This is a genomic window from Patescibacteria group bacterium (assembly GCA_030583705.1).
Lineage (GTDB): Bacteria > Patescibacteriota > Patescibacteriia > Patescibacteriales > Patescibacteriaceae > Patescibacterium.
The window spans coordinates 720489-733813 of the sequence record CP129471.1 but is presented as its reverse complement, the minus strand read 5'-3'; the positions used below and the strand labels follow the sequence as shown (position 1 = coordinate 733813).

Annotated in this window: 12 protein-coding genes and 3 tRNA genes; 9 read left to right on the top strand and 6 right to left on the bottom strand. The window is 37.4% G+C overall.

Annotated features, from left to right (window positions below; all coding sequences use genetic code 11):
- The first annotated feature begins 54 nt into the window (after window positions 1–54).
- Entirely contained in the window at window positions 55–186 is a 132-nt protein-coding gene (locus QY321_03605; GenBank protein ID WKZ24674.1) for a hypothetical protein, read from the top strand.
- On the opposite strand, the gene topA is transcribed toward QY321_03605, so the two are convergent.
- The 6 genes from topA to QY321_03575 form a co-directional block, all read right to left on the bottom strand.
- The gene (topA, locus tag QY321_03600; protein WKZ24673.1) at window positions 183–2411 is read right to left on the bottom strand and encodes a type I DNA topoisomerase; all 2229 of its coding nucleotides are present in this window, start codon (window positions 2409–2411) and stop codon (window positions 183–185) included. The two genes, QY321_03605 and topA, sit on opposite strands and share 4 nt — an antisense overlap.
- A 122-nt stretch (window positions 2412–2533) precedes the next feature.
- A complete protein-coding gene (gene dprA / locus QY321_03595; GenBank protein WKZ24672.1) occupies window positions 2534–3454 on the bottom strand; it encodes a DNA-processing protein DprA in 921 nt (306 codons plus the stop codon).
- Window positions 3455–3459: 5 nt separating this feature from the next.
- A tRNA-Ile gene (locus QY321_03590) sits at window positions 3460–3533 on the bottom strand.
- Between the two features lie 92 nt (window positions 3534–3625).
- On the bottom strand, window positions 3626–4156 hold the full coding sequence (locus QY321_03585) for a hypothetical protein (GenBank protein WKZ24671.1): 531 nt from the start codon (window positions 4154–4156) through the stop codon (window positions 3626–3628).
- A 39-nt stretch (window positions 4157–4195) separates the two neighbouring features.
- A tRNA-Val gene (locus tag QY321_03580) sits at window positions 4196–4269 on the bottom strand.
- Window positions 4270–4412: 143 nt separating this feature from the next.
- Window positions 4413–5552 carry a hypothetical protein gene (locus QY321_03575; GenBank protein WKZ24670.1) on the bottom strand — a complete coding sequence of 380 codons (1140 nt, stop codon included), beginning with the start codon at window positions 5550–5552 and terminating at the stop codon, window positions 4413–4415.
- Window positions 5553–6018: 466 nt separating this feature from the next.
- On the opposite strand from QY321_03575, the gene QY321_03570 reads away from it, so the two are divergent.
- From QY321_03570 to QY321_03535, 8 genes are all read left to right on the top strand, one after another.
- Window positions 6019–6090: transfer RNA gene (locus tag QY321_03570), tRNA-Glu, on the top strand.
- 5 nt (window positions 6091–6095) lie between these two features.
- The gene (locus tag QY321_03565; GenBank protein WKZ24669.1) at window positions 6096–6698 is read left to right on the top strand and encodes an HD domain-containing protein; all 603 of its coding nucleotides are present in this window, start codon (window positions 6096–6098) and stop codon (window positions 6696–6698) included.
- A 32-nt stretch (window positions 6699–6730) separates the two neighbouring features.
- Window positions 6731–7648, top strand: coding sequence for an FAD-dependent oxidoreductase (locus QY321_03560; protein ID WKZ24668.1), 918 nt, complete (start codon window positions 6731–6733; stop codon window positions 7646–7648).
- 142 nt (window positions 7649–7790) lie between these two features.
- Window positions 7791–8855, top strand: coding sequence for a PilT/PilU family type 4a pilus ATPase (locus QY321_03555; protein WKZ24667.1), 1065 nt, complete (start codon window positions 7791–7793; stop codon window positions 8853–8855).
- A 16-nt stretch (window positions 8856–8871) separates the two neighbouring features.
- Entirely contained in the window at window positions 8872–9198 is a 327-nt protein-coding gene (locus tag QY321_03550) for a hypothetical protein (protein ID WKZ24666.1), read from the top strand.
- A gap of 5 nt (window positions 9199–9203) precedes the next feature.
- Complete coding sequence (locus tag QY321_03545) at window positions 9204–11420, top strand: beta-propeller domain-containing protein (GenBank protein WKZ24665.1); 2217 nt, start codon at window positions 9204–9206, stop codon at window positions 11418–11420.
- A gap of 60 nt (window positions 11421–11480) precedes the next feature.
- A complete protein-coding gene (locus QY321_03540) occupies window positions 11481–12212 on the top strand; it encodes a hypothetical protein (GenBank protein WKZ24664.1) in 732 nt (243 codons plus the stop codon).
- Window positions 12213–12230: 18 nt separating this feature from the next.
- Complete coding sequence (locus QY321_03535; GenBank protein WKZ24663.1) at window positions 12231–13310, top strand: S1C family serine protease; 1080 nt, start codon at window positions 12231–12233, stop codon at window positions 13308–13310.
- Window positions 13311–13325: the final 15 nt, after the last annotated feature.

The following is a 13325-nucleotide window of genomic DNA, read 5'->3' as shown; positions in this document are numbered from 1 at the left end:
ATAATGATTATACTACAAGAGCCGCTATAATACCATTATTGCTTTTTAATTTTTATGTCTTTTTTTTCTTGGAAGTTTAGTCCAGCCTTAGCTTGGCAATTAATAGCCTTTTTATTGGGTTTTATTACAGCTTGGCTTATTTGGTCTGAATCTGCTCGCTATTTTTTCTCTTTATTTGTTCGTTAAGCTTCTTTAATATAAGAGCAGCTCTTACTACCGCACTTAATACCTTTTGGGTTATCTAATAAAAGATCTCCGCACTCAGGGCAATTTTCACCGGTTGGTTTATTATTATAGGCAGTTTTACAATCCGGATAGCGGTTACAGGCGTAGAAGATCCCGCGACGACTACGTTTGGTAACAATTTGTCCTTCTTTACAAATTGGGCAGACAACCTTTGGACCTTCTTCAGTTTCCAGGTTTTTAATATTTTTGCATTTAGGATAATTGCTGCAGCCTAAAAACGGTCCAAAGCGTCCGGTTTTAACTACCATCGCTTCTCCGCATTTTTCGCATTTATCTTCTTGGTGTTTTTCTTTTAAAGCTTTAATCTTTTCATCTTCTTCTGGCTTGTCTTTATCCAGGCTTTTAATATTCTTACATTCCGGAAAGTTGCCGCAAGCCAGGAAGGGTCCATATCGTCCGGTTTTAATTATCATCTGGCTACCGCATTTTTCACAGATCTCTTCGGTAGGTTGTTCTGGCATAATCTCATCTTTTTTAACTTCTTCATATTTATTTTGCAGGTTTTCATGAAAAGGTCCGTAGAATCTTTCCAAGACACCTTGCCAACCTATTTTCCCCGCGGCGATTTCATCAAAATCGTTTTCCAGATTAGCCGTAAACTGCAGATCTACAATATTTGGGAAGTGGGCTGTTAAGACGTCATTAACTACTTCGGCAATGGCGGTGGGTTTAAGTCTTTTTTGATCGTCTCGTTCGACGTAGTTTCTAGCTTCAATAGTAGCAATAGTTGGAGCGTAAGTGGAAGGTCGTCCAATACCGTTCTTTTCTAATTCCTTAACCAAAGTAGCGTCGCTGTAGCGGGCTGGAGGTTTGGTGAAATGTTGTTCTGGTAAAAGAGCATTAAGGCTAAGCTTCTCGTTTTCTTTAACTGTTGGTAATAAAAGCTCTTTACTTTTTTCCGGGTAAATAGCTAAGTAGCCCGGGAAGGCGATGGTTTGTCCGTTAGCTCTAAAGTCACCACGTCCGGCTTTAACTTCAATCGTTACCTGATCCAGTTCAGCCGGTGCCATTTGGCTAGCCACCGCTCTTTGCCAGATTAAACGATAGAGTTTAAGTTGGTTCGGATTTAAGAATTCTTTTATTTCATCCGGTGAACGTCCGGCCTCGGTTGGTCTAACGGCTTCGTGGGCTTCTTGGGCTCCTTTGGCTTTGGTTTTAAAGCGTCTTGGACTAGCAGACAGATATTTATCTCCTAAGGTTTTTTGCAAATAATCCTTAGCTTCGTTTAAGAATTTTTCAGATAGATGAAGAGAATCGGTTCTCATATAAGTAATTAAACCGACACTGCCTTCGCTGCCAAGTTCAAGACCCTCATAAAGCTGTTGAGCGATCATCATGGTTTGCTTGGCGGAAAAACCCAAGAAACGATTGGCGGTTTGTTGAAGACTTGAGGTAGTGAAAGGCGAGGGGGGATTTTTTTGTCCGCGTTTTTTTTCTACTGAACTTACCTGGTAATCTTCTTTTTCTAGCTCTTTAACCAACTTTAAAGCTTCTTCTTCGTTTTTGATCGCAAACTTATCCAAAGTTTTTTTATCTAAAGAAAAAAGCTCGGCTTTAAAGATTTCTTTTCCAGAAGTTGTTAGCTCAGCTGAGATAGTCCAGTACTCATCGGTCTTAAAGGCTCTGATTTCTTTTTCTCTTTCTACAATTAAACGCACCGCTACAGATTGTACCCTACCAGCGGAAAGACCGCGGGCGACCTTTTTCCATAAAAAAGGAGATAGCTCATAACCAACTAATCTGTCCAAAATTCTTCTGGCCTGTTGGGCATCTACTAAATTAACGTCCAGACTTCTTGGACCAGCCAAAGCTTCTTCAATAGCTTCTTTAGTTATTTCGTGGAAAACAATACGAGAAATTTTTTCTTCGGGTAACTTAAGGGCTTCCGCTAGGTGCCAAGCAATAGCCTCTCCTTCGCGGTCTTCGTCGGAAGCTAGAATTATCTGCTCCGCTTTATCGGCTAACTTTTTAAGCTTGGTAACGGTTTTTCTGGCTTTGGTGGGAACAACATAGCGAGGAGCAAAGCCTTTTTCTGTGTCCACGCCTATCTCCGATTTTGGCAGATCGCGGATATGACCAAAAGAAGATTCAACCGTAAACCCTTTGCTTAGAAATTTGGTAATGGTTTTGGCCTTGGTGGGAGATTCAACGATAACAAGTTTCATGAGATTGTTTATTTATTAATTAAAAATTTATCCTTAAGTTTCTATTATAGGGTTATCTCAAAATAACTCAGATTATTTATTGATATAAGTACTTGGACTCTCTTTAATTTTTAGTCTACTTATTATTGGGTAACTGTCAAGTTTTGTAAAGCTTCGCCTAGATCTAAGTAAGAGCAAATCGGTATGGCTCCTAGTTTTAAAAGATTATTACTTCCCTCATGTAAAGGATTAAAGATAGGGCCTGGTATGGTCATTATTTCGCGATTTTCTCTAAGAGCTTGTTCGGCGGTAATTAGAGCGCCAGACTTTATTGGAGCACCAATAACCAATACCCCTAAAGACAGGCCAGCGATTAGTCTGTTACGGCGAGGGAAATGATTAGCCTTAGTATTAACTTCGGGAGGAAACTCAGAGATTAGACAACCTTGTTCAATAATTCTTTGGGCTAAAAGCCAATTTTCTGGTGGGTAGATTTTCTCGGCTCCGGTAGCCATAACAGCGACAGTTAAGCCTTGATTATTTAAACAAGCTAAATGAGCGACAGAATCAATGCCACGAGCTAGTCCGCTAATGATGGTAAAGCCAAGCTTAACGGCTTCGCGGGTTAATTCTTTAGCTGCTTCTTCAGAATATTTATCTGTTTTTCTTGAGCCCACAATGGCTAGACAGGGTTTTTTAAATATATCAAGCCTTCCCTTATAATATAGTAGGGGAGGAGTGTCATAAGTTTGTTTAAGAAGATAGGGGTAAGTTTCTTCTTCAAGACAAACGGTTTTAATTTTTAAATAATTAAGCCTTTGGATTATTTTTTCCGGACTATTTGTTTGCCTGAAAGCTTGAAACTTTAAAAGCTTTTCTTCTTTAAGGTTAAGATTAAGTTTAAAACAAGGCGATCGTGATAACTGGCCCAAAGGTGCTTGCCAAACTCTTTTGAAGCTACCAAAAAAAGACCGTAGACGAAGCAGAGTAAGCGGTCCGAACAAATTGCTTTGTGAGAGGGCGATCAGGTAATCTTTTTCCTCCATTAAAAGACTGTTGATCATTAAAGTACGCCTGCTTGGACTCGAACCAAGGACCGCCGAGGTATAAGCTCGGTGCTCTAACCAACTGAGCTACAGGCGCAAAAGTTTTTTGGAACTAATTTAAGTAAAATTTAAATTTTGATTTTTTTATGACATAAATTTTATTTTAAAATTATATTTTTCGAGAATATATTAATTACTATAAAAATTAAAAATAAATCTACGAAAATCAGAATTATCCGTTATTAATATAGTATTATCAGATGTCGCATCAAACATTCCAACCTCACGATTATACTTATTTATAAAAAATAAATTACCAGCGTCATCACTCATTGTTATTCTATTGCTCCCTTTGTCTACAGTTTTTAAATAAATTGGTTCAAGGTAACGAGGAGCAAGAACGTCCATTTTTATGATATCTTGATATAGAAATATCTGATTTCCATTTGAGTCAAATTCATCTAATGCTGTTATCTTTATATATTGTTGCAAATTTATTGGCTGATCATTCGTGTTGTTAAATTTAACAAAGCCAACAACGCTACCCGAGATAATATCATTATCTCCTATAGATAGATAATTTACTAGCTCAACACTTGGTATGGCTTTTATGTTAAGTATTTGATGCTCTAAATTTTTTATTTTTAAAAACAAAATAATTGATACCATTATTAATAGTACAATTATTATTATTTTGATATGTTTTTTAATAAAATTCATAAGCTATTTTTTGTCTTGTTATATTTTTAATTATCACGGTGACCACTAGTGGACTCGAACCACTGACCTCCACGATGTCAACGTGGCGCTCTAACCAACTGAGCTAAGCGGTCTTATTTGTTTGAGTATTTTTATTTAGTTATTTTTAATCATTTTAAACTGTCTTGATGTTAGCATATTGCTAACTTTATTTCAAGGTTTTTTGTTCCTTATTTTATTTTCTTTATTATATGGATCACCTTTAATAATTAAATGATTAAAGGTTTATTTTATTCAGTTTTTCTTCAAGTAGTTTTATTAGGTCTTCTTTGGCTTGCTTAAGTGGGCCAGAGAAAAAGACTAGAGCGTTTTGTTTGGTGCCTTCAGATGGATAGGGTTTAACTAAGTCTAAAACATCCAAGTTTTTAACCGCATGGACCAGAGCTCTGGTTGTACCAGCCGGGTGTTCATAGCAAAGACAGATTAGTTGAGTCTGCGGCATACTGACGATTAGTTCGTCTATAACATCAGTTAGGTGCTTGGGATCTGTTTGGGTTTCTAAGAAGTCTTCGGCTTTAACACTTGACCAAACCAGGCGATGATCTTTAGAGCCTTCCAGTTTAGATAAAACCCTTCCCCAAAGTTTAAGTACATGCATTCTGCGTGAACGATACAGGGCGTTGATAATCTCTTCTCTTCTAGCTTCATGTCCAACTAACTCAGCGGCTGTTTGCATAGCCTGTGGTGTAACATTGGCGGTTTTAAAACTTCTGGTTTCCGAAATTAGACCGGCTAAAAGGCAGGTGGCTAGGTCATCGTTAAAGACTGTTGTCTTGTGTTGCTTAAACAGTCCGTAAAGTATTTCTGAAGAAGAGACGGCTTTAACATTAACCAGATTAATTTGTCCGAAGTTATCGTTAGCCGCCTGATGATCTATGTTAATAATTGGGACTTCAAAAAAGAATTCTGTATCACTATCATAGATTGAACCCAAAGACTCAAGGTCTGGGGCGCTTAGGGTAATGATTAGGTCATAGCGAAAGCCACCGGCTCGTGAAGAAATATCTTCATGGGTAAAAAAACCATTTTTGGGAGAGATAAGAAAATCAAGATGATTATTTTCAACATGATATTCAATTTGCTCTACCGCTGTTTGACTAATGTCCAAAGAAATAATAAATCTTCTCAGGTTATCTAAAGAGTTTTTAATTAGAGCAAAGCCCGGTAGGAAACTATAGATAGAACTATCTGGTTTTTTTTCGGCTACAATCTCAACTTGTTTATCAAGTTGTTCAAGCCAAAGCTTAAGAGCCAGAGCCGAGGCCACGGCATCACCTCTCCAGCCACGGTTGAAGGTGACAAGAATGCGGTTGGCTTTGTTGATTTGTTCAAAAATTTGTTGTTCAAGACTGAGCATACGCCTTATTAAAGAAAAGCCGCCAAAGCGACCGTTTCTTTTTCCTCAGAAGAATTTTAAGAAATTTTTATATTATTAATTTAAAAAGTTTAAAAGTATAATTAGAGTTAAAGGATGGGTACGATAAAGTTAATTAAAACTATTAATCTCATTAAATCTTTTAAAGAGGCACGATATTATAATTTAAGTTAAATTAGGGGTACTGTCAAGGGAAGTAGTAGTATTTTTTGTTCTTTTGTGTCTTATTAAGTTTTTGGCAGGGATACATTATAGATAATAGATTTATTTTTTGTTTTATGGTTTTTATGGCTATAATCTATTTATGATTATCTTCTAGTATGTATTTACATGTTTTACATAGTAGAAAGTTCAATATGTGTGTACACATTACCATAGTCTCTTGACATATCTTAATAACCTTTTTATACTTACAAAAGTAATTAATGGTGCTAAGGAGCGCCTTTTTGGTCCCTTCGTCTAGTGGTTAGGACACCAGGTTTTCATCCTGGCAACAGGGGTTCGATTCCCCTAGGGACTACATTTATGAAAGAAATAAATTTTCTCTTTGAACTTGGCACTTTGCGTTTTGTTGATCGTACTTGGCGCCAGTTTATGATTCCTGAGATGGCTAACGTAGCCGAGCATAGTTTTAGGGTGGCCTGGATCGCTTTGTTATTATCTAAAACCGTTAAGGAAGAAGAGGGCTTGGAGGTTAATCTTGAAAAAGTTTTAAAGTTATCTTTAATGCATGACATTGCGGAAACCCGTACTGGGGACACTCATTATGTTTCTCGTCTTTATGTTAAAAGAGATGAAGAAAAAGCTTTTTCTGATATGGCCAAAGATCTTTTGCTTGAAGGCGAGCTACTTGAACTTTTTGCTGATTATGAAAAAAGGGAAAGTCTTGAAGCTAAGATTGTTAAAGATGCAGATACCTTGGACGTTGAACTTGAACTTAAAGAAACAGCTATGCGAGCCAACCCAGCCTTGGTTGAAGGAATGGAGGAAAGCCGAAGAGCGGTTAGAGAAAATCATCTTTATACGGATTGTGCGAAAAAGTTTTGGGATAAGATAGTAGAGTCTTCCCCCGCAGATTGGCACATTAAAGGTGTTAACCGTTTTACTAAAGGAGATTGGAAAGAGTAGTTAAATATTTATTAAATAAACATTATTATCATATGGATTACGATTTAATTATTATTGGAGCTGGAGCGGCTGGTTTAACGGCCGGTATTTACGCCTCTCGTTATCAGCTTAAGAGCGTTGTGGTTGGTGATTTAATTGGTGGATTAACCACTGAAGCCCATAAGATTTATAACTGGCCTGGTGAACCAGGTATTTCCGGTTTTGAATTAACTAAAAAAATGTCCGATCATGTTGTTGCTTCTGGTGGAGAGGTTCTTCTAGACTTAGTTAACACGGTTGAAAAGACTGATGGCGGTTTTTCCGTAGTTTTAAGGAGTGGTAAAACCATTACCTCTAAAACTGTTTTATTTACCGTGGGAACCAAACACAGAAAATTAGGCTTAGCTCGCGAAGAAGAATTACTTGGTAAAGGTGTAGCCTATTGTGCTACTTGCGATGGACCCTTTTTTAAAGATAAAATAGTAGCGATGGTTGGAGGAGGTAATTCGGTAATCTCGGCGGCTATGTACTTATCTGATGTAGCTTCGTCTGTTTATGTTATTTGTCGGGGTCCAGAACTTAAGGGTGAGCCTTTGTGGCGTGACGAGCTTATTAAAAAAGCTAATGTAACAATGCTTTATAGCACCAACGTTATTGATCTTTTAGGGCAAGACCGCTTAACTGCCCTTAAACTTGATAACCCATATAAAGAATCGGATGAATTAGCTGTGGATGGTATGTTTGTGGAAATCGGGCTGATGCCACAAACCGAACTTTTTAAATCTATGGGTGGAGAAGTTAATGACTTGGGTTATATTAAAGTTAAGCCAGATATGTCCACTAATTTAGTCGGAGTTTACGCAGCCGGTGATTCTACTGATTATTCTAATGACTTTCACCAAATCGTTACGGCTTGTTCCGAGGGAGCAATTGCTGCTGATACTATTTATAAGAATCTAAGTGTGGGTTAGTTTAATCATGGGTTAGTATTAAGTGGGGTTAGCCTTATTTAGTACGGGTTAAATCGTTAAATCTTTGAGATTTTTTGTTTTTATCACTTGCTTTAGATTAAATTTGTTAGTTTCTCTAGGGAACTGACAAATTTTTTTATTTATGATATATTATAAAGGTATGATGTTAAGAGATTATTTTAAGATCGCCATAGACCGTCAGGCCTCAGATTTACATTTGGTGGCTGGGGCTTATGCGGCTATTAGAGTTAATGGGCATTTGGAAAAACTCAGTGAGTTTGGTTTACTTGAGAATGATTTTTTAATGAAAGAAGTGAGTCAATTAATTGTTCCTGATCTTTGGAGTAGTTTTATTCAAAGTAAAGAGTTTGATTTTTCTTATGAATTTTTCGGGAAACGTTTTCGTATTAACTTACATTTTCAGCGAAGTTTAATTGGAGTATCCGCTCGTATGATTTCCTCGCTTTCTCCTAATCCCGGACAGCTCGGTTTTGCGGATGTTATGTATGATTTAACCAAAATGCGAGATGGTTTGATTTTGGTTACCGGTCCATCTGGTTCTGGAAAGTCAACAACTTTAGCAGCCATGATTAATGTTATTAATAAAGAAAGAGACTCTCATATTATTACCATTGAGGACCCAATTGAATATATTTTTGAAAACGACCGCTCTATTATTGAACAACGTGAGCTAGGAGCGGATACTCATAGTTTTGCTGCTGCTCTAAAGTACTCTCTTAGACAAGATCCCAATATTATTATGGTAGGAGAAATGCGTGATCCTGAAACCATAGAAGCGGCTCTAACGGCTGCCGAAACCGGTCACTTGGTTTTCTCTACCTTGCATACGGTTACTGCCGCAGACACTATTTTTAGAATTGTTGACTCTTTTCCTCCTTATCAGCACCAACAAGTGCTTAATCAGTTAGCTTCTTCTTTGCGAGCTATTATCGCCCAACAGCTTTTGCCTCGTAAGCGTGGTGGCTTGGTAGCTGCCCATGAGATTTTAATTAATAACCAAGCGGTGTCCAATTTAATTAGGCGTAATCAGGTTAGCCAAATTATGTCGGTTATTCAGACTAACGCCAAGGAAGGTATGGTTTCAATGAATAAATCAATAGAGAGGTTGGTAAGTGAAGGAATTATTGACGAAGCGGTTGGTGAAAGTCGCAAAAGAGATACTGATACCAAGGCCGCTTATTTTTAATTATTAAAGATATTATATGACTCCGGATCGTTGGCAAAATGTCTTAGGACAAATTAAAGATAATTTTGAAATTCTTTCAGAAGAAAACTCTCGTGATCCCGAGAGCGGCTCTACGGTTGAAACCGTAGTTTTTATTTCTCCGGCCGGTAAAGTGATGCTGGAGTTTATAGCTCGTCCGATTCTATTGGAAACCAAGACAAAATATTCCAACCGTATAGGTTCTGATGTAAAGATTGAAAAAGTATATAGTCAAGACGACTTCAGTTATTCGCTGGAAGCTTGGCGTTTTGATGAAGATAATCAAGATTGGTTGCCTATTACCGGCGAAGCTTTTATTAATTAAAAAATATGAATAAAAACATTATAGCGGTTTTATCCGTTCTTATCTTAGTGGTTTTGGCCTCGGTTTGGCTGACAGTTTTTTACAAACAAGGAGTAGATGATATTTGGCCCTCTTCTCCTAATAATACTTTTACTCCAACAGGTGAACTTAGACGTTTGGCTGATGCCCAGGAAATTATTAACACCATCTCCTCTCAGGTGGGTTTAAAGGAAGACGGTATGGTACCAACTATAGGTTCATCAGCTAGAGCCATACCAGAAGGTTTGGGTTCGGCGGAAAACTTCGCTTCTTCATTAGACCAATCTTATTCAACAACCAATGTACAAGTTAAGGGTGTAGATGAGGCGGATATTGTTAAAACTGATGGGGATTATCTTTATTTGGTAACAGGCCGTTCTTTGGTTATAGTTTCAGCTGAAAAAGAAGATTTGCCGGCTACCATGGTTTCACAAACTGACCTTAAAGATTCTCCTACTGAAATATATATCCATAATGATAAGTTAGTAGTTTACGGCTCGGCTTATGATCAATCTAACGTTTTTTCGGATAGAATGATTATGCCTTGGTTTGGGCAAGCTTTTGTGGAAGTTTATTCAATAGCTGATCGTCAAGCACCTTCTTTAGAAAAACGTTTTGATTTTGAAGGCAACTATTTTTCTTCGCGCTTGATTGATAACCATCTTTATTTCATAACCGTATCTTACGGATTTTACCCAAGTGAAGAAAAAGTTTTGCCGGCCATTAAAAGAGACGGAGAAATTATTTCCTCTAACCAAACAACCGAAGATTATCTTTTTCCCGGTGTTTATTACTTGCCCTCTTCGTCTGGCTATGAAGCCACCACTGTTTCTGTTCTTAACCTTGATAATTTATCCACTCCATTTAATTCCCAAGTTTACTTTATGCCTTCCGGTCATGTGACTTATGTTTCCGAGAAAGCTCTTTATTTAACTAATACCGAGTATTTTGATTATTACTCATTACGCGGTTTCTGGCTCAAGGAAGCTTTGTTTGATCTTCTTGGAGAAAAAGAGCAAACAGCTATTTTGGCTATTGAAGAGGTTGAACAAGTTGTTTTATCAGATCAGGAAAAGAGTTATAAGATAGGTGAAGTAATAGATAAGTATTTCAGGCTTCAGTCTACGGATAAACAGATTGAATTAAGATCTTTAGCGGAAAATTATTTTAAAAACAAGAAAGACCAAGAGGGTATTATTAGTGAAAAAACTTCTGTTCATAAAATAGAAATTAACGGTGATGAACTTTCATACACTGCTTCAGGTTTTGTACCAGGGCGGCTTTTGAATCAATTTTCGGTTGATGAGTTTGCCAGTTTTTTACGTTTAGCTACCACTCTTTCGCCTGAACATCCTTTTAGCTCTGGCTTGGGTGGTTTTGGTTTTGATACAGTTGTTTCTTCTGAACCTCCAGATTCGGTTACCAATCTTTCCTCTAACCAGGTATATATTATGAATGAGGATTTAGTAACAGTTGGTTTGGTGGAAAATTTAGCTCCGGGTGAGCAAATTTATTCCGTACGTTTTATGGGAGAAAAAGGTTATGTGGTAACTTTTGAACAAATAGATCCTTTATTTGTGCTTGATTTGTCCGATCCTTATAATCCCAAAGTAACCGGTGAGTTAAAAATTCCTGGTTTTTCCAGTTACCTTCATCCCTATAAAGAAAATATTTTAATAGGGGTGGGGCGAGAGGTGGAAGTTGGAGAAGGAAACAATCCAGTGGTTAAAGGGCTTAAACTTTCTTTGTTTAATATTGCCGATATGAGCAGTCCGCAAGAAGTCTTTAATATGGTCCTGGGAGGACCGGGTAGTGAATCTCCGGTTATTTACGATCATAAAGCTTTTCTTTTATCAGCTGAAAGAGATTTGTTATTCTTGCCAGTTTCTTTAACCAATGAAGGCGGCAGTTATGAACAAATTTTCCAAGGTATAATAGTTTATGAGATAAGTGAAAGCGGTTTAAGAGAAAGGGGCAGGATAGAACATAATCTTTTGTCTTCGCGTTTTGAAGAAAATAATTTTCAAGACGACACTGCCAGACGAGCGTTGTATATTGGAAATTATGCTTATTCTTTATCCGCTTCTTTCTTAAGATCGGTTAATTTGCTTGACTTATCTTTATCTTCGGTTATTGAGTTACCTTTTGAGCAAAATAATCTTTGGGATAAACCTTTACCTAGATCGTTCCCTATTGATTTTTAGTTTTAGTTCTGATTATAATTTTAATTCCACCTAACAAATATGGTACTCCAAAGACTCTTTATGCCAGCCGTTCTTATCTTTACCGCCTCTTCTTTGGTGGCTTGCTATTTTGTTCCTGAACGTCTTTTAACTTTTATTATAGGTATTACGATTTTTTACTTAATGGCTGCTTGGCGTTTAAATGATGGACGAACAGGTTGGTGGAACTTTGTTATTATGCCTTTACTTTTGTTTCTTGGTACTGTTGGTTATGGCATGATGATTTCTGAAACGATCCTTTTAATCATTGTTGGTTTACTTGGTTTTGTAGCTCAGATTTTTTATTGGTACTACTTCATGCTTTATGCGGTTAGGCCATCTTCTTACCCACCTTTTAGCTTGGAGAGATTATCTCTTTCTTTAAGTGTTTTGGCTCTTTATTTTGGTTCTTCGGCTCTTTTCGGTTTAAGTGTATTTTTAAATTTTTCTTTCCTAAATCTTTTAGCCTTAATGGCTCTTTATTCTCTTCTTTTGCTTTATCAATGGAGTTGGGTTGGGAAGATACCATCCGCTAAAGCCTGGCGAGTTGGTTTGGTTGTTTGGTTAACTGTTTTACAAATTTTTATAGCTGCTCTTTTCTTGCCGTTGGATTTTCATGCCCAAGGTTTTTTAACTGCCTCGGTTTATTATCTGTTTTTATTTATTCTGTCCGAAAAAATTGCCGAATCTTTACGTCCAGCCAAATATCGTTTAGCCTTGGCAGTGGTAGCTGCCGGTTGGTTGGCGGTTTTTATAACGGCCAGATGGTTTTAATTATTTAACTTTAAAGATATGAAAATTTCTGAAAAGACGCCTTTAATCTTATTAACTTGCCTAATCATTATTGCCAGCTTTGTTGGGGGCATTTTAGGTAACTGGCTTTTTATGTACGCTTTAGACACTTATTATTACGGTGCACCGGTTAACGGCTCGCTTAATTCCGATTTGGTTATTAGGTCATCAAAAAAGAGCGTCATTGAAGAAGATGTTCAGGTTGGTCAGGCCATTATCTCGGCTGAGACAGCTTTGTCGGGTATTTTTAGTGCACCGGCAACTGATGAGATTTATTTACCCGAACGAGCTGTTGGTCAGGGTTTGATTATTACAGGCGATGGTTGGTTGGCTACCGATTTATCTATACCCGTAAATTTTTCTTCTTATCGGGTGGCAACTTCGGATAAAACAGTTTATGAAATAGATAAGGTAGTAGCTGACGCTATTAGTGGGTTAACCTTTTTAAAACTAAAAGAAGCTCGTAATATGCCGGTACGTGATTTTGTTTCTAGCCGAGACCTGATTCCAGGACAGACAGTTATTGCTTTGCGTTGGCATGGTGAGGCTGAAGTTGCTAGGTTGTCTCGCGCCTTATCTTTTGTTCGCTCCAGTGACTCGCCGGAGCGCCCTCTTTTAATTAATGGGCTTACTTTAACTGACGCTTTTATTTTTGATAGCCAAGGTAGAGTTATGGGTCTTTTAAAAGACGGAAAAAGTTTAGCTATTGACTCCGTTCGCTTGGCGGCTGATCAGCTTATAATCAAAGGAGAAATTAACAGAGTTTTTTTAGGCTTTAATTATCTTGAGCCAGGCTTAGCGACTATTTCTGGAGCACCGACCGGAATCTTATTAACAGCTAATACCGCTAATGATTTACCAGCTGTTTTACCAAATAGTCCAGCTGCTAAAGCAGGTTTACGAGCTGGTGATGTTATTACCGTTTTTGATGGAGTAAACTTAACACCCTTTGTTAATTTTTCTTCTTTGATTCAAGAATATTTTCCTGGAGACAAAGTTAATGTTTCTTTTAAAAGGGGTGAGAGTAATTTAACTACGGAGATTGTTTTGGAAAAATTACCGGTAGCGGCTGATTTGTAGGTACCAAAAATAATT